Origin of the sequence: Streptomyces sp. NPDC050674 (assembly GCF_040654575.1) — a bacterium.
Taxonomy (GTDB): Bacteria; Actinomycetota; Actinomycetes; order Streptomycetales; family Streptomycetaceae; genus Streptomyces.
Genome location: NZ_JBFAIG010000012.1, coordinates 165,543 through 185,867, shown reverse-complemented (window position 1 = coordinate 185,867; position 20,325 = coordinate 165,543). Strand labels below are relative to the sequence as shown.

At 71.9% G+C, this 20,325-nt stretch carries 20 protein-coding genes; 10 read left to right on the top strand and 10 right to left on the bottom strand.

Annotated elements, in window-relative coordinates:
* Positions 1 to 117: 117 nt before the first annotated feature.
* Positions 118 to 1,497: an MFS transporter gene (locus AB0I06_RS21365; RefSeq protein WP_363120385.1), complete on the top strand. Its 1,380-nt coding sequence runs from the start codon at positions 118 to 120 to the stop codon at positions 1,495 to 1,497.
* Here AB0I06_RS21365 and AB0I06_RS21360 read toward each other — a convergent pair.
* From AB0I06_RS21360 to AB0I06_RS21350, 3 genes are all read right to left on the bottom strand, one after another.
* Entirely contained in the window at positions 1,486 to 2,454 is a 969-nt protein-coding gene (locus AB0I06_RS21360) for a DMT family transporter (RefSeq protein WP_363120460.1), read from the bottom strand. The genes AB0I06_RS21365 and AB0I06_RS21360 overlap by 12 nt on opposite strands.
* A 429-nt stretch (positions 2,455 to 2,883) precedes the next feature.
* Positions 2,884 to 3,594 carry a winged helix-turn-helix domain-containing protein gene (locus AB0I06_RS21355; RefSeq protein ID WP_363120384.1) on the bottom strand — a complete coding sequence of 237 codons (711 nt, stop codon included), beginning with the start codon at positions 3,592 to 3,594 and terminating at the stop codon, positions 2,884 to 2,886.
* Between the two features lie 46 nt (positions 3,595 to 3,640).
* On the bottom strand, positions 3,641 to 4,291 hold the full coding sequence (locus AB0I06_RS21350) for a TetR/AcrR family transcriptional regulator (RefSeq protein ID WP_363120459.1): 651 nt from the start codon (positions 4,289 to 4,291) through the stop codon (positions 3,641 to 3,643).
* A gap of 67 nt (positions 4,292 to 4,358) precedes the next feature.
* Here AB0I06_RS21350 and AB0I06_RS21345 point away from each other — a divergent pair, with 67 nt between their 5' ends.
* The 3 genes from AB0I06_RS21345 to AB0I06_RS21335 all read left to right on the top strand — a co-directional run bounded on the left by AB0I06_RS21345 (position 4,359) and on the right by AB0I06_RS21335 (position 6,522).
* A complete protein-coding gene (locus AB0I06_RS21345; RefSeq protein WP_363120383.1) occupies positions 4,359 to 5,510 on the top strand; it encodes an acyl-CoA dehydrogenase family protein in 1,152 nt (383 codons plus the stop codon).
* 60 nt (positions 5,511 to 5,570) lie between these two features.
* Positions 5,571 to 5,816 carry a YiaA/YiaB family inner membrane protein gene (locus AB0I06_RS21340; RefSeq protein WP_363120382.1) on the top strand — a complete coding sequence of 82 codons (246 nt, stop codon included), beginning with the start codon at positions 5,571 to 5,573 and terminating at the stop codon, positions 5,814 to 5,816.
* Between the two features lie 70 nt (positions 5,817 to 5,886).
* On the top strand, positions 5,887 to 6,522 hold the full coding sequence (locus AB0I06_RS21335; RefSeq protein WP_363120381.1) for a TetR/AcrR family transcriptional regulator: 636 nt from the start codon (positions 5,887 to 5,889) through the stop codon (positions 6,520 to 6,522).
* A gap of 14 nt (positions 6,523 to 6,536) precedes the next feature.
* On the opposite strand, the gene AB0I06_RS21330 is transcribed toward AB0I06_RS21335, so the two are convergent.
* Positions 6,537 to 6,998: a MaoC family dehydratase gene (locus AB0I06_RS21330; RefSeq protein WP_363120380.1), complete on the bottom strand. Its 462-nt coding sequence runs from the start codon at positions 6,996 to 6,998 to the stop codon at positions 6,537 to 6,539.
* A gap of 108 nt (positions 6,999 to 7,106) precedes the next feature.
* On the opposite strand from AB0I06_RS21330, the gene soxR reads away from it, so the two are divergent.
* Positions 7,107 to 7,574 (top strand): redox-sensitive transcriptional activator SoxR, encoded by a 468-nt coding sequence (gene soxR / locus AB0I06_RS21325; protein WP_363120379.1) that lies wholly within the window; start codon positions 7,107 to 7,109, stop codon positions 7,572 to 7,574.
* Positions 7,575 to 7,600: 26 nt separating this feature from the next.
* Here the strand turns inward: soxR and AB0I06_RS21320 are convergent, their stop codons facing one another.
* Together AB0I06_RS21320 and AB0I06_RS21315 are read right to left on the bottom strand one after the other, a co-directional pair.
* Positions 7,601 to 8,392 (bottom strand): 3-keto-5-aminohexanoate cleavage protein, encoded by a 792-nt coding sequence (locus AB0I06_RS21320; RefSeq protein ID WP_363120458.1) that lies wholly within the window; start codon positions 8,390 to 8,392, stop codon positions 7,601 to 7,603.
* Between the two features lie 75 nt (positions 8,393 to 8,467).
* Positions 8,468 to 9,070, bottom strand: a complete 603-nt coding sequence (locus tag AB0I06_RS21315; RefSeq protein WP_363120378.1) for a hypothetical protein — start codon at positions 9,068 to 9,070, stop codon at positions 8,468 to 8,470.
* A gap of 264 nt (positions 9,071 to 9,334) precedes the next feature.
* Here AB0I06_RS21315 and AB0I06_RS21310 point away from each other — a divergent pair, with 264 nt between their 5' ends.
* Positions 9,335 to 12,133: a penicillin acylase family protein gene (locus tag AB0I06_RS21310; protein ID WP_363120377.1), complete on the top strand. Its 2,799-nt coding sequence runs from the start codon at positions 9,335 to 9,337 to the stop codon at positions 12,131 to 12,133.
* Here AB0I06_RS21310 and AB0I06_RS21305 read toward each other — a convergent pair.
* Both AB0I06_RS21305 and AB0I06_RS21300 read right to left on the bottom strand, forming a co-directional pair.
* Positions 12,117 to 12,287 carry a hypothetical protein gene (locus AB0I06_RS21305; RefSeq protein ID WP_363120462.1) on the bottom strand — a complete coding sequence of 57 codons (171 nt, stop codon included), beginning with the start codon at positions 12,285 to 12,287 and terminating at the stop codon, positions 12,117 to 12,119. The genes AB0I06_RS21310 and AB0I06_RS21305 overlap by 17 nt on opposite strands.
* Positions 12,288 to 12,337: 50 nt before the next feature.
* On the bottom strand, positions 12,338 to 13,567 hold the full coding sequence (locus AB0I06_RS21300; protein WP_363120376.1) for a DUF1343 domain-containing protein: 1,230 nt from the start codon (positions 13,565 to 13,567) through the stop codon (positions 12,338 to 12,340).
* A gap of 148 nt (positions 13,568 to 13,715) precedes the next feature.
* Here AB0I06_RS21300 and AB0I06_RS21295 point away from each other — a divergent pair, with 148 nt between their 5' ends.
* Genes AB0I06_RS21295 through AB0I06_RS21285 form a run of 3 tightly spaced genes read left to right on the top strand, consistent with a single transcriptional unit; the run spans position 13,716 to position 16,772 of the window.
* Positions 13,716 to 14,489, top strand: coding sequence for an SDR family oxidoreductase (locus AB0I06_RS21295; protein ID WP_363120375.1), 774 nt, complete (start codon positions 13,716 to 13,718; stop codon positions 14,487 to 14,489).
* Positions 14,486 to 16,150, top strand: a complete 1,665-nt coding sequence (locus tag AB0I06_RS21290) for an AMP-binding protein (RefSeq protein ID WP_363120374.1) — start codon at positions 14,486 to 14,488, stop codon at positions 16,148 to 16,150. The genes AB0I06_RS21295 and AB0I06_RS21290 overlap by 4 nt, the downstream gene beginning before the upstream one ends.
* Positions 16,151 to 16,178: 28 nt before the next feature.
* Positions 16,179 to 16,772 (top strand): TetR/AcrR family transcriptional regulator, encoded by a 594-nt coding sequence (locus tag AB0I06_RS21285; RefSeq protein ID WP_363120373.1) that lies wholly within the window; start codon positions 16,179 to 16,181, stop codon positions 16,770 to 16,772.
* Between the two features lie 143 nt (positions 16,773 to 16,915).
* Here the strand turns inward: AB0I06_RS21285 and AB0I06_RS21280 are convergent, their stop codons facing one another.
* A complete protein-coding gene (locus AB0I06_RS21280) occupies positions 16,916 to 18,130 on the bottom strand; it encodes an acyl-CoA dehydrogenase (RefSeq protein ID WP_363120372.1) in 1,215 nt (404 codons plus the stop codon).
* Positions 18,131 to 18,135: 5 nt separating this feature from the next.
* Positions 18,136 to 19,170: a phosphotransferase family protein gene (locus AB0I06_RS21275; RefSeq protein WP_363120371.1), complete on the bottom strand. Its 1,035-nt coding sequence runs from the start codon at positions 19,168 to 19,170 to the stop codon at positions 18,136 to 18,138.
* A gap of 198 nt (positions 19,171 to 19,368) precedes the next feature.
* Here AB0I06_RS21275 and AB0I06_RS21270 point away from each other — a divergent pair, with 198 nt between their 5' ends.
* Entirely contained in the window at positions 19,369 to 20,319 is a 951-nt protein-coding gene (locus AB0I06_RS21270; protein WP_363120370.1) for an NADP-dependent oxidoreductase, read from the top strand.
* Positions 20,320 to 20,325: the final 6 nt, after the last annotated feature.

Genomic DNA, 20,325 nt, shown 5'->3' with positions numbered 1-20,325 from the left:
GTACAGGCAAAAGTCCTGGTGCGCGACCCGTTGACGCACATACCGTCCGGTCAGTACGTTCCCCGGAACCCGCGCCACCCCCCGTTCCGTCCCCCGCACCCCCGGAGCGTGCACCGCATGGACACGGCACCTTCCGCTCAGCCCGTCATCACCACGCCCGCCGTCGGCAACCGCCGCCGGGTGGCCACGGCCGCGGCGCTCGCCTCGGCCGTCGAGTGGTACGACTACTTCGTCTTCGGCATCGCCGCCGCCCTCGTGCTCGGCGACCTCTACTTCCCCGCCGGCAGCTCCACCGCGGGCGTCCTCGCCTCGTTCGCGACCTTCGCCGTCGGCTTCCTCGCCCGGCCCATCGGCGGCATCGTCGCAGGCCACCTCGGCGACCGGCGCGGCCGCAAGCCGATGCTGGTCCTCGCGCTCACGCTGATGGGCGTGGCCACCACCGGCATCGGCCTGCTGCCGACGTACGACACGATCGGCGTGGCAGCGCCGGTCCTGCTCGTCCTGCTGCGGGTGGTGCAGGGCGTCGCCGTCGGCGCCCAGTGGGGCGGCGCGATGCTCCTGGCCACCGAGTACGCCCCGGAGGGCAAACGCGGTGTCTACGGCAGTGTCGTCCAACTCGGCGTCCCCATCGGCGTGGTCACCGCCAACACCGTCTTCCTGCTGGCCGGTGCCCTCACCACCGACTCGGCGTTCGCGGCCTGGGGCTGGCGCGTGCCGTTCCTGGTCGGCCTGCTGGTGCTCGGCCTGGCCTGGTACATCCACACCCGCGTCGAGGAGACCCCGGCGTTCCGCGAGGCCGAGCGGGCGCTGGCCGAGAAGGAGAAGTCCGAGCAGAGCTCGCCGCTGCGCACCGTCCTGCGCGGCCACCTGGGCACGGTGTTCCTGGCCGGGGGCTCCTTCGCCGTGAACACCGCCACCTTCTACATCCTGATCACCGGAGTCCTCGACTACACGACCCGCGAGCTCGACATGGACAAGGGCGCGGTGCTCACGGTCTCGCTCTGCGTCAGCCTCACCCAGCTCGTGCTGATCCCGGCCTCCGCCGCCCTGTCCGACCGCGTCGGACGCATCCGGATCTACGCCCTCGGCGCGACCGGCATCGCCCTGTGGGCCGTCCCTCTCTTCCTCCTGATCGACACCGGTTCGCTGTTGTGGCTGGCCGTGGGCACGTTCGTCGCCAGCTGCTTCCTGAGCATCATGTACGGCCCCCAGGCCGCCCTGTTCGCCGAGCTGTTCACGCCCGAGATGCGCTACACCGGCGCCTCCCTCGGCTACCAGATCGCGGCCGTCGCGGGAGGTGGGCTCGCGCCCTTCGTGATGGTGCTGCTGCTGGAGACGACGGGCACGTCGATGGCCGTGTCCGGGTACATCGTCCTGCTCTCGGTGATCGCCCTGGTGTCGATCAAGATCCTCGCGGACCGGGCGCGGGCGGCCGAGACGAAGACGCCGCCGGACGCCGAGCCCGGCCCGTGGACGGATGCGGGGTCAGCGGGCTGAGTCCGGGGTGTGCTCGGGCCGTGGCTCCGCGACCGCTCCCGGATCCACGGCCCGGGCCGCCGCCCGCGACCGCGACCGGGACACCGCCACGCCCGCCAGGCACAGCGCGCCACCGGCCAGCGTGAGCAGCCCCGGCACCTCGCCGAGGAACAGCCAGGACATCAGGACGACCAGCGCGGGAGCCGCGTAGGTCGTCGCGCCCATCCGGCTCGCGGTCGTCCTGGACAGGGCGTACGCCCATGTCGTGAAGGCGAGGGCGGTCGGGAAGACGCCCAGGTAGAGCATGTTGAGCGTCGCGGAGACCGGCGCGTCACCGGCCTGCCGGACGAGCTGTCCGGCGAACGGCAGGCACAGCACCGCACCGACCAGGCACCCGAACGTCGTCACCTGCAACGGGCTCGCCGTGCCCAGGGCCGGCTTCTGCGCCACGACGCCACCGGCGTAGGCGATCGCCGCCAGCAGGCACAGCACCACCCCGAGCACCGAGGAACCGCCCTCGCCCGACATCGACAGCCCCACCGTCACGGCGCCGGCGAACGACACCGCCATCCCCGCCAGCAGCCGCGGCGGCATGGGGTCGCCGAGCAGCCGGGCACCGAGCAGCGCGATCAGGATCGGACCGGTGTTCACGACCAGGGCGGCCGTCCCCGCGTCGACCTGCTGCTCGCCCCAGTTGAGGGCCACCATGTAGAAGCCGAACCAGAGCAGGCCCGAGATCGCGATCCCGCGCCAGGCCGAGCGCGGCGGCAGCCCCTCCCGCCGCAGCAGGCAGATCACCCCCAGCGTCAGCGATCCGGCCAGCAGCCGTCCGAGCGCCAGGGCACCCGGCGCGTAGGCGTCGCCCGCGCTGCGGATCGAGACGAAGGCGGACGCCCACAGCACGACGGTGACCGCGGCCGCCCCTGCGGCCAGCAGCTCCGCCCTGCGTTCGGGGCGGGTGGGGGAGGTGTTCGACATCATGCTCCCGAGGCTAGGAGGGAAAAGGGCCAGAATGCTCGCGGATTTCGGACGGTGCACGGCGCGCGGCCGGAACGGCGCCGTGGGTGATCGGGGGGCGTGGGTCGGGATGGGGTGTGTGCGGTCGAATGGCGCCGTGCGTGATCGGAGGGGCGTCGGGCGCCGCGCGGCCGGAACGGCGCCGTGGGCAATCGGAGGGGCGTCAGGTCGGGCGGGGCGCCGCAGCCGGAACGGCGCCGTGGGCGATCGGGGGGCGTCGGGTCGGATGGGCGCCGCGCGGCCGGAACGGCGCCATGGGCGATCGGACAGGTGTCAGGTCGGGCGGTGCACGGCGCGCGGCCGGAACGGCGCCGTGGGTGATCGGAGGGCGTCGGGTCGCATGGGGTGCCGTGCCGTGCCGTGGCGGGTCGGATGCGGTGCCGTGCGCCGCTACCGGAGCGTCGCCGGCTGTACGCCCAGCAGGTCGGAGAGGGCGCGTTCACCGGCCGCCGTCACTTTCACGGCCCGCTCGGAGCCGATGCGCACGCACCACCCGGTGTCCAGGGCGTGCCGGCACAGCGCCGCGCCCGCGACACCCGCGAGATGGGGACGGCGCTCGGTCCAGTCGAGACAGGCCCGGGCCAGAGGACGCCGGCCCCGCCGCTGGAGCCCGATGCCGGCCGACGCGAACCACGCCAGCCCCGCGTCGGTGAGCGCGAACCCCGTCTCCTGCTCCAGCAGCCCGCGCACCGTCAGCGCGTCGGTGACCGCGATGCCGAGCCGCCCGGCGAGATGGTCGTAGCAGGTGCGGCCCCGGGCCATGGCCGAACCGGCGCTCGACTCCCGCAGGTTGCGCGGTCCGGCGGCCGCGGAAGGCGCGACCTGGGCGGCCAGGTCCTCCACGAGCTGGGCGACCCGGGCGTCGGCCAGCCGGACGTAGCGGTGCCGGCCCTGCCGTTCCTCAGCGAGCAGCCCGCCCGCGACGAGGCGGCTCAGGTGCTCGCTCAGGGTCGACGCGGCGACCCCCGCGTGCCGGGCGAGTTCGCTCGCGGTCCAGGCCCGCCCGTCGAGCAGCGCCAGCAGGCACGCCGCCCGGGTCTCGTCCGCGAAGAGCGCGGCGAGCCGGGCCAGTGCCGTGGCCTGCGGATCCCTCGTCGTCATGCCCCCAGCATGGAACACGGACCGTTCGGCCGTCGCCGAAGTGTCGCTACGCCCTGCGGCGCACCTGCTCGTACTGGCGTGCCAGCCCGTCCAGCAGGGCCGTCAGCCCCGTCTCGAAGGCGCGCTCGTCGATCTTCTCCTGCTGTTCGGCGAGGAGGTGGGCCTGCTGGAGGTGGGGGTAGTCGGCGGGGTCGTAGGCGCTCGCGTCGTCCACGAAGCCGCCGGCGAAGGAGCCGAGCGCGGAGCCCATCACGAAGTACCGCATCAGCGCGCCGATGGAGGTGGCCTGCGCGGGCGGCCAGCCCGCGGCGACCATCGCGCCGTAGACGGCGTCCGCGAGGCGCAGTCCGGCCGGGCGGCGGCCGGGACCGCGGGCCAGCACGGGGACGATGTTCGGGTGCTCGCGCAGGGCGGCCCGGTAGGAGACGGCCCAGTCGTGCAGCGCGCCGCGCCAGTCCCGGCCGTCCTGGAACATCGACAGGTCCACCTGGCCGCTCACCGAGTCAGCGACCGCCTCGAGGATCTCGTCCTTGGTGCGGAAGTGGTTGTACAGCGAGGGCCCGCTGACCCCCAGTTCGGCGGCGAGCCGCCGCGTGGAGACGGCGGCCAGGCCCTCCGCGTCCACGAGCGCGCGGGCCGTCTCGACGATCCGGTCGGTGCTGAGCAAGGGCTTGCGCGGTCGGGCCATGGCGCACATAGTAGGGCTGCGCACAGAAACTAGCAGTGCTAATTTAAATGTACGGCTTTCAATGGGGTGACCTGTGGTGAATCTGGAGCTCAGCGAGGAGCAGAGCGCGGTCCGGCAGCTCGCGCGGGACTTCACGGAGCGCGAGATCACCCCGCACGTCGTCGCCTGGGACCGCGCCGAGGAGGTCGACCGGGCGATCGTCAAGAAGCTCGGGGAGGTCGGCTTCCTGGGCCTGACGATCGACGAGGAGTACGGCGGCTCCGGCGGCGACCACCTCGCGTACTGCCTGGTCACGGAGGAGCTGGGCCGGGGGGACTCGTCCGTGCGCGGCATCGTCTCCGTCTCCCTCGGGCTCGTCGCCAAGACCGTCGCGGCCTGGGGGAGCGAGGAGCAGAAGCGGCGCTGGCTGCCGGGGCTGACCTCCGGCGAGTCGGTCGGCTGCTTCGGCCTGACCGAGCCCGGCACCGGCTCGGACGCGGGCAGTCTCACGACCCGGGCGGTGCGGGACGGCGACGACTACGTCATCAACGGCCACAAGATGTTCATCACCAACGGCACCTGGGCCGATGTCGTCCTGCTCTTCGCCCGCTCCACCGACGCCCCCGGCCACAAGGGCGTCTCCGCCTTCCTCGTCCCGGCGGACACGCCCGGCCTGACCCGCCGCACCGTCCACGGCAAGCTCGGGCTGCGTGGCCAGGCCACCGCCGAACTCGCCCTGGAGGACGTGCGCGTCCCGGCCTCCGCGCTGCTGGGGGAGGAGGGCAAGGGCTTCTCGATCGCCATGTCGGCCCTCGCCAAGGGCCGGATGTCGGTCGCCGCCGGTTGTGTCGGCATAGCCCAGGCGGCACTGGACGCGGCCGTGCGGTACGCGGGGGAGCGCGAGCAGTTCGGCAGGACCATCGCCCACCACCAGCTCGTCCAGGAACTGCTCAGTGACATCGCCCTGGACGTCGACGCGGCCCGGCTGCTGACCTGGCGGGTCGCCGATCTGATCGACCGGGGCCGGCCGTTCGCCGTCGAGTCCTCCAAGGCCAAGCTGTTCGCCTCGGAAGCCGCCGTCCGCGCCGCGAACAACGCGCTCCAGGTCTTCGGCGGCTACGGCTACATCGACGAGTACCCGGCGGGCAAGCTGCTGCGGGACGCCCGTGTGATGACCCTCTACGAGGGCACGAGCCAGATCCAGAAGCTGGTCATCGGGCGGGCGCTGACCGGGGTCTCGGCGTTCTGAGTACCTCTCTGAGTACCTCGGCGGATGTGGCGCGGGCCACGTCCGCCGATGCTTGCCCCCATGAGTGAGACACCGGGCAAGCAGCAGAACACGGCCGCCTTCTACGGCCAGGCCGTCGCCTCCTTCGCCGTCGCCATGGCGGCCACCGCCGTCGGCATCTACCAGCTGAGCGCCGACGCCTGGGTGCGGGGCTTCCTCGCCATCGCCGTCCTGTACCTGGTCACCTCGTCCTTCACGCTGGCCAAGGTGATCCGGGACCGGCAGGAGGGCGCGACTGCCTCGTACGCCCCGTTCGAGAAGCGCTGAGCGGCCTCGCTAAGCGCTCGCTCACCTTCGGCGGTATGGTGTTCCTCCTGCCAGTGGAGAGGGGCGAGCGATGAGTACGGCGGAGGAGACGGCCGGCGGCGAGGCGCAGGCGTGGGGCGAGGTCACGCCCGACGCGGCGCGGCGGCTGCTGGTCGCCGCGGTGGAGGCCTTCGCCGAGCGTGGCTACCACGCCACGACGACCCGTGACATCGCGGGCCGTGCCGGGATGAGCCCGGCCGCGCTCTACATCCACTACAAGACCAAGGAAGAGCTGCTGCACCGCATCAGCAGGATCGGGCACGAGAAGGCCCTGGAGATCCTGCGGACGGCGTCCCGGCGCGAGGGCAGCCCCACCGAGCGGCTCGCCGACGCGGTCAGCTCCTTCGTGCGCTGGCACGCGGGCGGGCGCACCACCGCGCGGGTCGTGCAGTACGAACTCGACTCGCTGGGGCCCGACGCCCGCGCCGAGATCCTCGCGCTGCGGCGCAAGGTCGACGCGGAGGTGCGCGGGATCATCGAGGAGGGCGCCCGGTCGGGCGAGTTCGAGGTCATCGACGTGCACGGCACGACGCTGGCCGTGCTGTCGCTCTGCATCGACGTGGCGCGGTGGTTCAACGTCGACGGGCCGCGCACGCCGGACGAGGTCGGCGAGCTGTACGCCGACCTCGTGCTGCGGATGGTGGGGGCCCGGACCCGCGAGGCGTGAGCCCGGCGCGGTTCTCAGAAGTAGTAGCGCGCCACCGACTCGGCGACGCAGACCGGCTTGTCGCCGCCCTCGCGCTCGACGCTGAAGGCGACGGCCACCTGGACGCCGCCGGGCACCTCGTCGACGGCGCTGATCGTCGCGGTGGCGCGCAGGCGTGAGCCGACGGGGACCGGTGCGGGGAAACGCACCTTGTTCGTGCCGTAGTTGACGCCCATCTTCACGCCCTCGACGGTGATCAGCTGCGGTCCGAACAGGGGCAGCAGCGACAGGGTCAGATAGCCGTGCGCGATGGTGGTGCCGAAGGGGCCCGCGGCGGCCTTCTCCGGGTCGACGTGGATCCACTGGTGGTCGCCGGTGGCCTCCGCGAAGAGGTCGATCCGCTTCTGGTCGATGTCGAGCCAGTCCGTGTACCCCAGTTGCTCGCCCACCGCCGACTTCAGGTCGTCGACGGACGTGAAGATCCTCGGCTCTGCCATGTCTTCCAGGCCTCTCGTGTGCAGGGGGTCTGCGCGCTCATCTCTAAGCGACTGCTTAGCATGGTCGGCCGCACCGGCTGTGTCAACGGACTCGGTAGGGTTCGAGGGGTGCCCCAGATCCCAGAGAAGATCCATGAGCTCACGGTCGGCCAGCTCGCGGCGCGCAGCGGCGCCGCCGTCTCCGCCCTGCACTTCTACGAGTCCAAGGGCCTGATCAGCAGCCGCCGGACCGCGGGCAACCAGCGCCGCTACTCCCGTGACACGCTCCGCCGGGTCGCCTTCATCCGGGCCGCGCAGCGCGTCGGCATCCCCCTGGCCACGATCCGCGACGCGCTCTCGGAACTCCCCGAGGAGCGCACGCCCACCCGGGAGGACTGGGCGCACCTGTCGGAGACCTGGCGCACCGAACTGGAGGAGCGCATCAAGCAGCTGAACCGTCTGCGGGATCACCTCGCCGACTGCATCGGTTGCGGCTGCCTCTCCCTCGACACCTGCGTGCTGTCCAACCCGGACGACGTCTTCGGTGAGCGGCTCACGGGGTCCCGCCTGATGGCCGACAAGGGCCGCCGCGGCTGACCGCCGCTCCGGCTCGCCGCGCCCGGTCAGACCGGAGGCGGGTCCTGCGGCGTGCTCGGGCCCCCGCTTCGGTGCCCGGCCGGCATCCCTCCGTTCCGCCCCCCGCCCAGCCCGTGCTCCGTCAGCCCGGCCGCCACCAACTGCGCGTTGGACCGCGCCCGTCGGCCGTCCGGCAGGGTGAGGACGTCCTCCAGCCCGATCCGTGTGGCCAGCCCCAGCCGGCCCGCGAGGCGCAGCACCGGCCAGGCGCCGCCGTCCTCGCCGTGCAACAGGACCGGGCGTCCGTGCGCGCTCCCGAGGGCGGACAGCAGGGTCCGCGCGGACGCGGCGGCGCTCGGCGGGTCGGTGTCCGTCACCTCCGCCAGCACCCTCAGCACCCTCGGCCCGAGCGGGGAGGCGGCGAACCGCTCCGCCCCGTCGGTCCCGGACCAGATCCCGGCCTCCACGCCCACACCGAGGTCCATGAGCAGGGCGGCCGTCTCCTCGGCGCCCGGCTCGTGCCAGTTGACGGAGGCGTGGTCGGGCAGGACGTCCCACGCGCGGATCCGCGCCAGGCGGGCGGCGGGGTCGGGCTCCGCCCACGCGCCGGTGGTCACACCGACCGGCACCGGTGCCCTCGCCCGGATCGCCGACAGGGTCGGCGCCAGCACCCGCGGCGACAACGTGTCCTGTCCGCAGGGGGTCTTGGGGTGGACATGGATGTCCGTCGCCCCGGCGGCGACGGCCTCGGCGGCCGAGTCGGCCATCGACTCGGGCGTCAGTGGCACGGCCGCGCCGTCAGCGGCCGTCCGTGAACCGTTCAGGCACACCTGCATCATGCCGTCGATGGTGCCAGGCACCACCGGCAGTGGGGGTGCGGCATCCCCGGCGCACCCCCCGCGCACCCGCATCCGTCAAGCCGACACCAGCAACCTCGCCCGCCGGGCGTACGCCAGCGACTCGGGCGTGAGCACGGGGCGCGGCACCAGGATCCCGCAGTCCGCGCAGACCGGACCGGACGAGGGTTCGTGGTCCAGGTCGTACCTCCAGACGAGCTGCTCCCCGCCGCACACCGGGCAGTCCGAGCCCGGTTCACGCTCCAGCGCGGCGATCAGCCGGCGCAGCACCTCGGCCAGCGGTTCACGGGGATGGACCGCCGGGTCGTCGCACCACGCCACGCCGAAACCGCCCCAGGTCAGCCGGTGCCAGTCGTCCACACTGCCCGGCCTGCGCAGTCCGTCGTGCTTCTCCTTCTTGCGGCGCTCGGCGAACTCGACCTCGTAGGCCAGCCAGACCGCCCGCGCCTCCTCCAGCTCGTCCAGCGCGGCCACGAGCCGCACCGGATCGGGGGAGCGGTCCTCGGGACCGAACCCCGCGCGGGAGCACAGGTGGTCCCAGGTCGCCCTGTGTCCGTAAGGAGCGAACCTCTCAAGGCACTTGCGCAGCGAATACCGCCGCAAGGCCAGATCGCACCGCGGATCGCGGACCTGTCTCGCCAGACTTCGGAAACCGGCCATCGTCCTGCACCTCCGTCACACCTGCACCTGTAATCCGGTCACTTCGGCGTCGTCGTACGGACGTCGCCGAATAGACGTATCGACAAGCGAATCGGCTCCATCCGATTTCAAATGGCCTCCATAAGCCGCCCGACGGGACTCGCGAGTCGACTGCCGTGATCCGTGTGCCTGTTGTGCTGACTCCGAAAAGTGACGCCTGTTCATCTTTCAGCCGGGGGATACCGGCGGTAACATCCCGCCCACCCCCGTCGGGAGGAGCCCCCCATGCCACGGCGTGCCCCACGCACCGTTCTCGACAGAATGAGAACTCCCAGCGGAATCCACGGGTTCCTGAAGACAGCATCGGTATGCGCCCTGATCGCAGGTCTCTTGTCGCCGCTTGCCCCGGCTGCCGCCTCGGAAACGGCTTTTCCGCAGGCCACAGCGGCGGTGAACGACCACTGCGGGAAACAGTGTTCGGACATCCTCCCGCCCGGTCAGAACGGCAACGCCACCCTCGCCCAGATCCTCCTCAACCAGGCCTTCGGCACCCAGCCCGAGCACGCCGAGGACCAGCTCGGGCCCTATGCCGACCTGGCCAAGGGTCATGCCGGCCTCACCAACGACAAGATCAACACCTTCTTCAACGACGCCTCCTTCGGGGTCCCCGCCGACCAGGTCGCCTCCACCGTCAAACCCGCCGGGCGCGCTGACGTGACGATCGTCCGGGACAAGAAGACCGGTGTGCCGCACATCACCGGCACCACCCGGTACGGCACCGAGTTCGGGGCCGGCTACGCGGCGGCCCAGGACCGGCTGTGGCTGATGGACGTCTTCCGGCACGTCGGGCGCGGTCAGCTGACCTCCTTCGCGGGCGGAGCGCCCTCCAACCAGGGTCTGGAGCAGCAGTTCTGGCGGCACGCCCCGTACAGCGAGGCCGATCTCCAGGCACAGATCGACAACGCCGTCGCCACCAACGGCGAACGCGGACAGCAAGCCCTCGCCGATGCCAAGGCCTACCTCGACGGCATCAACTCCTACATCGACGCCTCCGACAGCGGGCGCACCTTCCCCGGTGAGTACGTGCTCACCGGGCACAAGGACTCAGTCACCAACGCCGGGACCATCGCGCACTTCAAGATCACCGACCTGGTCGCGCTGGCCTCCGTCATCGGGGCGCTGTTCGGCTCCGGCGGGGGCGGCGAGGTGAACAACGCCCTCTCGCTGCTGGCCGCCCAGGAGAGGTACGGCGTCGCCGAGGGCACCAAGGTCTGGGAGTCCTTCCGGATGCGCAACGACCCGGAGGCCGTCCTCACCCAGCACGACGGCAGCTTCCCCTACGGCACCAAGCCGGCGGACCCGCAGGGCACCGCACTGCCCGACGCCGGCACGGTGGAACCCGAACCGCTCGTGTACGACCGCACCGGCAGCGCCACCACGGCCGGTGCGAAGGACGCGTCCGGAAAAGCGGCGAAGACCGCCCTCTCCTCGGCCAGACGCGGCATGTCCAACGCCCTCGTGGTGAGCGGCAAGCACACCGCGAGCGGCCACCCCGTCGCCGTCTTCGGCCCGCAGACCGGCTACTTCGCCCCCCAGCTGCTGCTGCTCCAGGAGATCCAGGGCCCGGGCATCAGCGCCCGCGGCGCCTCGTTCGCCGGCCTGAGCATGTACGTCGAGCTCGGCCGCGGCCAGGACTACGCCTGGAGCGCCACGACCTCAGGCCAGGACATCATCGACTCCTACGCCGTCGAACTGTGCCAGGACGACTACCACTACCTGTACCGCGGCACCTGCACGCCGATGGAGAAGATCGAGCAGAAGAACGCCTGGAAGCCCACGGTCGCCGACGGCACCGCGGCCGGCTCGTACACCATGCGCGTGTGGCGCACGAAGTACGGCCCCGTCGAGTACCGCGCGACGGTCGGCGGCAAGAAGGTCGCCTACACCACCCTGCGCTCCTCCTTCCTGCACGAGGCCGACTCCATCATCGGCTTCCAGATGCTGAACGACCCCGGCTACGTCAAGGGCCCGGACTCCTTCCAGAAGGCCGTGCAGCACATCAACTACACCTTCAACTGGTTCTACGCCGACTCCGAGCACACCGCGTACTACAACAGCGGTGACAACCCGGTCCGCGCGCCCGGTGTCGACACCGAGTTCCCGGCATGGGCGCGGCCCGCCCACGAGTGGCGCGGCTGGCAGCCGGAGACCAACACGGCCGACTACACCCCGCCTTCCGCCCACCCCCACTCCACCGACCAGGACTACTACGTCTCCTGGAACAACAAGCAGGCCAGGGACTACACGACCGCGCCCTGGGGCAACGGGCCGGTGCACCGCGGCAACCTCCTGGAGGACCGGGTGAAGAAGCTGGTCCAGCAGGGCGGCGTGACCCGGGCCGCCCTGGTGAAGGCCATGGCCGACGCCGCACTGGCCGACCTGCGCGCCGAGGACGTCCTGCCCAGGCTGCTCAAGGTCGTCACGAGCTCGCCCGTCGCCGACCCGGCCGCCGCGGCCGCGGTGAGCAAGCTCCAGGCCTGGGTCGCCGCGGGAGGCAAGCGCACGGAGACCGCCGCCGGTTCGAAGAAGTACGCCGACGCCGACGCGATCCGCATCCTCGACGCCTGGTGGCCTCTGCTGGTCAAGGCCGAGTTCGAACCCGGCCTCGGCAGCGGGCTCTACGGGGCCATGACCGCCAACCTCCCCGTCGACGAGTCCCCGTCGGCCGGGCACGGCCCGACCGGCTCGCACGCCGGAAGCTCCTTCCAGTACGGCTGGTGGAGCTACGTCGACAAGGACCTGCGGGCCGTCCTCGGTGAGCAGGTGAAGGGGCCGCTGGCCCGGAAGTACTGCGGCGACGGCAGCCTCGGCGCATGCCGGGACACCCTCGTCAGCACCCTCAAGGAGGCGGCGGGCAGGACCGCCGCCCAGGTCTACCCCGGCGACGACGTGTGCGCGGCGGGCGACCAGTGGTGTGCCGACTCCATCAACCACCGCACCCTCGGCGGCATCAAGCACGGCAGGATCAGCTGGCAGAACCGGCCCACCTACCAGCAGGTCGTGGAGTTCACCTCACACCGCTGACGCGCCTTCTGACGGCGGGTCGGCGCAACCGGCCCGCCGCCAGGACCAGCCGGGCCGGTTCCGCGTGCAGGACGTCGCTGCGCGCACCGGCCGGCGGACCGCCGCGTCCGACCACCGCCGCCGCGTCCAGCTCCCGGCAGGGAGTCACACTCATCGCCGGTTCCGCCATGACAGGCCCCAGCCCCGGTGCCGCCCCGTGCGGGCTCAGCGGTAGAGGAGGTACCTCCGCCGCATCCCGCGGAAGGCCGCCAGATCCTCCTGCCACCCGGCCACCACCTCGTCGGTGTCCGCGCCCGCGTCGATCATCGTGCGCACCCGCGTGGAGCCGGTGAGCTTGTCGATCCAGTGGTCCGGGCGCCAGGCGAAGCCGCTCCAGACCCGCTTGGCGGTGACGAGCAGGGCGATCCCCGTCCGTACGGGATCGAACACGGCCCGGTCGTGCACATGCACCTGCACACCGCCGATCGTCTTCCCCTGGAACTTCGAGAAGACGGGGGCGAAGTACGCCTCCCTGAACCGTACACCGGGCAGGGCGAGTTCGTTCGCGGCGGCCGCCCAGCGCCGGTCGACGCCCTCCGCGCCCAGCAGCTCGAACGGGCGGGTCGTGCCGCGCCCCTCCGACAGGTTGGTGCCCTCGAACAGACACGTCCCGGAGTACACCAGGGCCGTCTCCGGCGTCGGCATGTTCGGGCTGGGCGGCACCCAGGGCAGCCCGCAGGCGTCGTAGAAGTCCGACCGCTTCCAGCCCGACATCGCCACCGTCTCCAGCGGTACGGGCTCGGTGAGGAACTCCTCGTTGAACAGCCGTGCCAGCTCCGCGACGGTCATCCCGTGGGCCTGGGCGATGGGCTGCCGTCCGACGAACGTCGCGAACTCCTTGTGCAGGACCGGGCCGAGGGCCGCGCGGCCGGTCACCGGGTTCGGCCGGTCCAGCACCACGAACCGCTTGCCGGCGAGCTGGGCGGCCTCCATGCAGTCGTACAGCGTCCAGATGTAGGTGTAGAAGCGGGCGCCGACGTCCTGGATGTCGAAGACGACCGTGTCGACGCCGGACGCGGTGAAGACGTCGGCGAGCGGGCGGCCGCTCTTGAGGTAGGTGTCGTAGACGGGCAGGCCGGTCGCCGGGTCGTCGTGGCGGCCCTCGGAACCGCCGGCCTGGGCGGTGCCGCGGAAGCCGTGCTCCGGGCCGAAGACGGCCCTCAGCTCCACCCGGCTGTCCGCGTGCATCACGTCCACGATGTGGCGGGCGTCGCGGGTGATGCCGGTGGGGTTGGTGACGATGCCGACGCGCTGTCCGCGAAGGGGTTCGTAACCGGACGCGGCGAGGTTCTCGAAGCCGGTCCGCCGGTGACGCCGGGCCTCGGCCGTGCCGGGGGCGAGCGATGCGGCTGCCCCGGTGGTGGCCGTGAGCAGCATTCGTCTGGAAAGGCGCATGGGGTGACCTCCGTGATCCGTTCCGTGCCGCTTTCGTGTGGCTGGTCGCGCGGTTCCTCGCGCCCCTTAGGTGCTGCGCCACCCCCTTCCTTGAAACATACCGACCGGTTAGTCTGACGCCATTGCCGATCCGCGACTGAGGAGACCGATGGTGGGAGCCTTTCAAGAGGCCGGAGTCGTTGTCACGGGGGCCGGCGGCGGAATCGGAGCCGCGCTCGCCCGGCGATTCGCCGCGGAAGGGGCCCGGGTCGTCGTCAACGACCTGGACGCCGAGCGGGCCAAGCAGGTCGCGGACGAAGTAGGCGGCATCGCCGTGCCCGGGGACGCCTCGGCGATCGTCCCCGAGGCCCGTGACGCGCTCGGCGGGACCGTCGACGTCTACTGTGCCAACGCCGGCGTCGCCGCCGACGGCATCGAGCCCGGGCAGCCGCTGAACGAGAAGGCCTGGACCCTGTCCTGGGACGTGAACGTGATGGCGCACGTACGGGCGGCCCACGCGCTGCTGCCCGCCTGGCTGGAGCGCGGCAGCGGACGCTTCGTCTCCACCGTGTCCGCCGCCGGGCTGCTCACCATGATCGGAGCCGCTCCCTACGCCGTCACCAAGCACGGTGCGCTCGCCTTCGCCGAGTGGCTGTCGCTGACGTACCGGCACAGGGGAGTGAAGGTTCACGCCATCTGCCCGCAGGGCGTGCGCACCGACATGCTGGCCGCCACCGGCAGCGCCGGCGACCTGGTGCTCCAGCCGACCGCGATCGAGCCGCAGGCCGTGGCGGACGCGCTCATGGAGGGCATCGAAGCGGACCGGTTCCTGATCCTGCCGCACCCCGAGGTCGCCGCCTACCACCAGGCCCGGGCCGGTGACCCCGACCGGTGGCTGTCCGGCATGAACCGCATCCAGCAGCAGTGGGAGGCGACCCGGTGACCGAGTCCCGTTACGCGGCCAAGCCCTGGCTCGACCTGCTCAGCGACGCCCAGAAGGGCGCGATCGGCCCGGCCGACTCCCTCGTGCACGCCCTGCGCGGGGTCGTGGCCAAGACGCCCGACAGCGACTTCCTGGCCTACTTCGACGGCCGTCTGACCTACCGGGAGGCCGACGAGCTCAGCGACTCCGTCGCCGGGCACCTCGCGGCGCGCGGTCTGCGGCGCGGCGACCGGGTCGCGGTGCTGCTCCAGAACTCCCCGCACTTCGTGCTCGCCGTGCTCGGCGCCTGGAAGGCCGGCGCGGTCGTCGTGCCCGTCAACCCGATGTACAAGTCGGGCGAGGTGTCCCACGTCCTGCGGGACGGCGAGGTCACCGCCCTCATCTGCTCCGACCGGGCCTGGGAGTCGTACCTGCGCGAGACGGCCGCCGACTCGCCGGTGCGGATCGTGCTCACCGGGTGCGAGCTGGACTTCCAGACCCGGGGCGACACGCGGGTGCTGACCTTCGAGCGGCTGCCGCAGGCCCCGGACGCCGACGACCTGGTGACCGTGGCCCGGGCCGGCCACCAGGCGCCCGAGGACCGTGATCCCGGACCCTCCGACATCGCGCTGATCAGCTACACCTCCGGCACGAGCGGCACGCCCAAGGGCGCCACCAACACGCACGGCAACATCATGTACAACGCCGAGCGGCAGCGGACCGGGCTCGGGCTGCCCGAGCGGCCGGTGTACTTCGCGCTCGCGCCGCTGTTCCACATCACCGGCATGGTCTGCCAGTTCGGCGCCTGCCTGAACAGCGGCGGCACGCTCGTGCTGGCCTACCGCTTCGAGTCGGGCGTGGTGCTGGACGCGTTCGCCGAGCACCGCCCGCACTACACGGTCGGCCCGTCCACGGCCTTCATGGCGCTCGCCGCCCACCCCGCCGTCACCCGCGACCACTTCTCCTCCTTCCGGGTGATCTCCTCCGGCGGCGCCCCGCTGCCGCCCGCGCTGGTGGAGAAGTTCCGGGCCGGTTTCGGCCCCTACATCCGCAACGGCTACGGGCTGACCGAGTGCACCGCGCCCTGCGCGTCCGTGCCGCCCGGCCTGGAGGCCCCGGTCGACCCGGTCTCCGGGACCCTCGCCGTGGGACTGCCCGGCCCCGACACGGTCGTACGGATCGTCGACGACGCCGGTGAGGAGGTGCCCTTCGGCGAGCAGGGCGAGATCGTCGTCAGCGGTCCGCAGGTCGTGCCCGGCTACTGGCGCCGCCCCGACGCCACCGCCCAGACCTTCCCCGGCGCCGAACTGCGCACCGGCGACATCGGCTTCATGGACGAGCGGGGCTGGCTGTACGTCGTCGACCGCAAGAAGGACATGATCAACGCGTCCGGCTTCAAGGTGTGGCCGCGCGAGGTCGAGGACGTCCTCTACACGCACCCGGCAGTGCGCGAGGCCGCCGTGGTCGGGGTGCCCGACGGGTACCGCGGAGAGACTGTCAAGGCGTACATCAGCCTGCGTCCGGACGCCGACACGGACCCGGATGCACTCGCCGCCTACTGCAAGGAGAGACTGGCCGCCTACAAATATCCGCGCCAGGTGGAGATCCTTCCGGAGTTGCCGAAGACGGCCAGTGGGAAGATCCTCCGGCGGGAACTGCGTTCCCGTACGCAAGGCAACTGACAGCAGAACGGAAAGGCAGGTGGCGGCAGTGCCCAGGACCACGGACTCGGACGGCACGCCCGTGCCCCAGCGGCTCCTGGCCGCCGCCACCCGGCTCTTCGCCGAGCAGGGGTACGACCGCACCTCGGTGCAGGAGATCGTCGAGGCGGCCGGCGTCACCAAGGGGGCGCTGTACCACTACTTCGGTTCCAAGGACGACCTGCTGCACGAGGTGTACGCGCGCGTGCTGCGCATCCAGCAGGAGCGGCTGGACGCGGTGGCGGGCGCCGACGAGCCGGTCGAGAAGCGGCTGCGGGCCGCGGCCGCCGACGTCGTGGTGACGACCATCGACAACCTCGACGACGCGATGATCTTCTGGCGCTCCATGCACCACCTCAGCCCCGAGAAGAACAAGCAGGTCCGCTCCGAGCGCCGCCGCTACCACGAACGCTTCCGCGCGCTCGTGGAGGAGGGGCAGGAGTCGGGCGTCTTCTCCAAGGCGACCCCGGCCGACCTCGTGGTCGACTACCACTTCGGCTCGGTCCACCACCTGTCGACCTGGTACCGCCCCGACGGCCCCCTCACGCCCCAGCAGGTGGCGGACCACCTCGCCGATCTGCTGCTGCGCGCCCTGCGCCCGTAACCGCAGCGGAGTCGTCAGGGCACGGGCCCGTCCGGCGTCCTACCCCGAACGACGGTCACGGGACAGTGCGAAGTTTCAGATCCAGCCCACACCCGGGCGGCAGGGGCGCCGGGAGACTCCCGCCGCCCTGCCGCCCGTAGGTGTCACAGGTACCGCTTCAACTCCCGCCGCGCCAGCGACCTCTGGTGCACCTCGTCCGGCCCGTCCGCGATCATCAGCGTCCGCGCCCCGGCGTACAGCTCCGCCAGCGGGAAGTCCTGGCTCACCCCGCCCGCGCCGTGCAGCTGGATCGCCCGGTCGAGGATGTCCACCACCGCCCGGGGCGTGGCGATCTTGATGGACTGGATCTCGGTGTGCGCCCCCCGGTTCCCGACCGTGTCCATCAGCCAGGCGGTCTTGAGCACCAGCAGCCGCAGCTGCTCCACCGTCACCCGCGCGTCCGCGATCCAGTTGTGCACCACGCCCTGCTGCGCCAGCGCCTTGCCGAACGCGGTCCGGGACACGGCCCGCCGGCACATCAGCTCGATCGCCCGCTCGGCCATGCCGATCAGCCGCATGCAGTGATGGATGCGCCCGGGCCCGAGCCGCGCCTGCGCGATGGCGAAGCCGCCGCCCTCCTCGCCGACCAGGTTCGACACCGGCACGCGCGCGTGGTCGAAGATCACCTCGGCGTGACCGCCGTGGTAGTGGTCCTCGTACCCGAACACCTGCATGGCCCGCTTGATGGTGACGCCGGGGGTGTCACGCGGCACCAGCACCATCGACTGCTGACGGCGGATGTCCTCCCCGTCCGGGTCGGTCTTGCCCATCACGATGAAGATCGCGCAGTCCGGGTGCATCGCCCCGGAGATGTACCACTTGCGGCCGGTGATGACGTACTCGTCGCCGTCCCGCTCGATGTGCGTGGTGATGTTGGTGGCGTCGGAGGAGGCCACGTCCGGCTCGGTCATCGCGAACGCCGAGCGGATCTCACCGGCCAGCAGCGGCTCCAGCCACTGCTTGCGCTGCCGTTCGTCGCCGAACTGGGTGAGCACCTCCATGTTCCCGGTGTCGGGCGCCGCGCAGTTCGTCACCGTCGGCGCCAGCTGCGGGGAGCGGCCCATGATCTCCGCCAGCGGCGCGTACTGGAGGTTGGTCAGCCCCGCCCCGTACTCGGAGTCCGGCAGGAAGAGGTTCCACAGGCCCTGCCTGCGGGCCTCGGCCTTGAGCTCCTCGACCACGGGCACGGTCTCCCACGGCGAGTCCAGCCGCTCGCGCTGCTCGTGCGCGACGGCCTCGGCCGGGTAGACGTACTCGTCCATGAAGGCGAGGAGCTTGGCGCGCAGCTCTTCGGTGCGCGCGTCGAAAGCGAAGTCCATGTGGATCAGCCCTCCTGGAGGCCTTCGTGGAGCGTGGTCAGTCCGTGCCGGACGAAGACGGGGACGAGGTCGCCGATGCGGTCGAAGCCGTTGCCGACCGTCTGGCCCAGCGTGTAGCGGTAGTGGATGCCCTCGAGGATCACGGCGAGCTTGAACCAGGCGAACGCCGTGTACCAGGAGACCGCGGAGACGTCGCGTCCCGAGCGCGCGGCGTACCGCTCGATCAGTTCCGACGGCGCCGGATGCCCGGGGGCCTCGGCGGTCGTGGAGACGGGGGAGTCGGCCATGCCCAGCGGCATGCTGTACATGACCAGCAGGCCGAGGTCGGTGAGCGGGTCGCCGAGCGTCGACATCTCCCAGTCGAGGATCGCCTTGATCCGGTCGTCCTCGCCGATCAGCACGTTGTCGAGCCGGTAGTCGCCGTGCACGACGGCCGGGGCGGGGGAGTGGGGCAGTTCGCCTCCGAGGGCGGCGTGCAGCTCGTCGATGCCGTCCAGGTCGCGGTTGCGGGAGGCGTCCAGCTGCTTGCCCCAGCGCCGCAACTGCCGGTCGAGGAAGCCCTCCGGTCTGCCGAAGTCGGCCAGGGACACCTCGCCCGGGTCGACCGCGTGCAGTTCCACCAGCGTGTCGACGAGGTTCAGCACCGCGCCCCGGGTCCGCTCCGGCCCGAGCGGGGCCAGCTGGTCGGCGGTGCGGTAGGGGGTGCCCTCGACGAACTCCATGACGTAGAACGGCGAGCCGAGCACCTCCTCGTCCTCGCACAGCAGCACCGGCTCCGGGACGGGCACGGCGGTGGGATGCAGGGCGCTGATCACCCGGTGCTCGCGCTTCATGTCGTGCGCGGTGGCCAGGACATGGCCGAGCGGGGGCCGGCGCACGACCCACCGGGAGGTGCCGTCGGAGACCGCGTAGGTGAGGTTCGACCGTCCGCCCTCGATCAGCCGGCCCGACAGCGGGCCGTTGACCAGGCCGGGCCGCTCGCGGTCGAGCAGGCCGCGCAGCCGGTCGAGATCCAGTCCGGGAGGATGGTCGGGGCTCATGCGTCGCTCCTACGGGCAGGTGAACAGTTCCCGACTCATGATGCCGACCGGTCGGTATGTCGTCCAGAGCGGGACCGAAACGTGATCGGGGCCACGATAGGCCGACGGCACCTCGCGCGGGGCGCCGGGGAGGTTTCGGCCGGTTCGTTCAGGCCATCCGGCTTGCGTGCCCCGCGACGAGCCCGGAAGGTCAAAGCCATGAAGGCCATCAGCTACTCACGGTACGGCGGTCCCGAGGTGCTGGCGTTCGGGGAGGTGCGCGACCCGAAGGTCGGCCCCGACGCGGTGCTGGTCAAGGTGCGGGCGGCGGCCGTCAACCCCGTCGACTGGAAGGCCCGCGAGGGCTACCTCGACGGCATCCTCGCCCCCGTCTTCCCCGTGGTGCCCGGCTGGGACGTCTCGGGCGTCGTCGTACGCCCCGGGGTGGCCGTCTCGGAGTTCGACGTCGGCGACGAGGTCATCGGGTACGTGCGCGAGGACTTCCTGTCCCGCGGCACCTTCGCCGAGTACGTGGCGGCGCCCCTGCGCACCCTCGCGCGCAAGCCCCGCACCCTCTCCTTCGAGGAGGCGGCCGGGCTGCCGCTGGTCGGGCTCACCGCCCACCAGGTGCTGGTCAAGGTGCTCCAGGTGAAGCGGGGCGAGACCATCCTGGTGCACGCGGCCGCCGGTGGCGTCGGCTCGATCGCGGTGCAGCTCGGCGTCCATCTCGGCGCCCGGGTGATCGGCACGGCGAGCCAGTCCAACCACGACTTCGTGCGGGGCCTGGGCGGCGAGCCGGTGGTGTACGGCGAGGGCCTGGGCGAGCGGGTGCGCGGACTGGCCCCGGAGGGTGTGGACGCCGTGTTCGACACCGTCGGCGGGGACGCGCTGAAGGTGTCGGCGAACCTGCTGGCCCCCGAGGGCCGCCTGGTGTCCATCGCCGACAACGACGTGGTGAACTACGGCGGCCGCTACTACTTCGTCCGCCCGGACGCCCAGGACCTCCAGCACTTGGCGGACCTGGCGGAGCAGGGCGTGATCGGCGTGCACGTCGACGCGACGTTCCCCCTGGAGCGGGCGGCGGACGCGCACCGGCTGAGCCAGGAGGGCCGCACCCGAGGCAAGATCGTCGTGACGGTGGACTGGGAGGACGAGGGCGAGGCCGGGTGACGAACG

Coding starts and splice junctions, on each gene's coding strand:
- AB0I06_RS21340 (WP_363120382.1), top strand. CDS start 5,571: ATGAGTGAGACACCGGGCAAGCAGCAGAACACGGCCGCCTTCTACGGC.
- AB0I06_RS21355 (WP_363120384.1), bottom strand. CDS start 3,594: ATGACGACGAGGGATCCGCAGGCCACGGCACTGGCCCGGCTCGCCGCG.
- AB0I06_RS21335 (WP_363120381.1), top strand. CDS start 5,887: ATGAGTACGGCGGAGGAGACGGCCGGCGGCGAGGCGCAGGCGTGGGGC.
- AB0I06_RS21315 (WP_363120378.1), bottom strand. CDS start 9,070: ATGGCCGGTTTCCGAAGTCTGGCGAGACAGGTCCGCGATCCGCGGTGC.
- AB0I06_RS21270 (WP_363120370.1), top strand. CDS start 19,369: ATGAAGGCCATCAGCTACTCACGGTACGGCGGTCCCGAGGTGCTGGCG.
- AB0I06_RS21365 (WP_363120385.1), top strand. CDS start 118: ATGGACACGGCACCTTCCGCTCAGCCCGTCATCACCACGCCCGCCGTC.
- AB0I06_RS21330 (WP_363120380.1), bottom strand. CDS start 6,998: ATGGCAGAGCCGAGGATCTTCACGTCCGTCGACGACCTGAAGTCGGCG.
- AB0I06_RS21360 (WP_363120460.1), bottom strand. CDS start 2,454: ATGTCGAACACCTCCCCCACCCGCCCCGAACGCAGGGCGGAGCTGCTG.
- AB0I06_RS21305 (WP_363120462.1), bottom strand. CDS start 12,287: ATGAGTGTGACTCCCTGCCGGGAGCTGGACGCGGCGGCGGTGGTCGGA.
- AB0I06_RS21280 (WP_363120372.1), bottom strand. CDS start 18,130: ATGGACTTCGCTTTCGACGCGCGCACCGAAGAGCTGCGCGCCAAGCTC.
- AB0I06_RS21310 (WP_363120377.1), top strand. CDS start 9,335: ATGCCACGGCGTGCCCCACGCACCGTTCTCGACAGAATGAGAACTCCC.
- AB0I06_RS21320 (WP_363120458.1), bottom strand. CDS start 8,392: ATGATGCAGGTGTGCCTGAACGGTTCACGGACGGCCGCTGACGGCGCG.
- AB0I06_RS21350 (WP_363120459.1), bottom strand. CDS start 4,291: ATGTGCGCCATGGCCCGACCGCGCAAGCCCTTGCTCAGCACCGACCGG.
- AB0I06_RS21300 (WP_363120376.1), bottom strand. CDS start 13,567: ATGCGCCTTTCCAGACGAATGCTGCTCACGGCCACCACCGGGGCAGCC.
- AB0I06_RS21295 (WP_363120375.1), top strand. CDS start 13,716: ATGGTGGGAGCCTTTCAAGAGGCCGGAGTCGTTGTCACGGGGGCCGGC.
- AB0I06_RS21275 (WP_363120371.1), bottom strand. CDS start 19,170: ATGAGCCCCGACCATCCTCCCGGACTGGATCTCGACCGGCTGCGCGGC.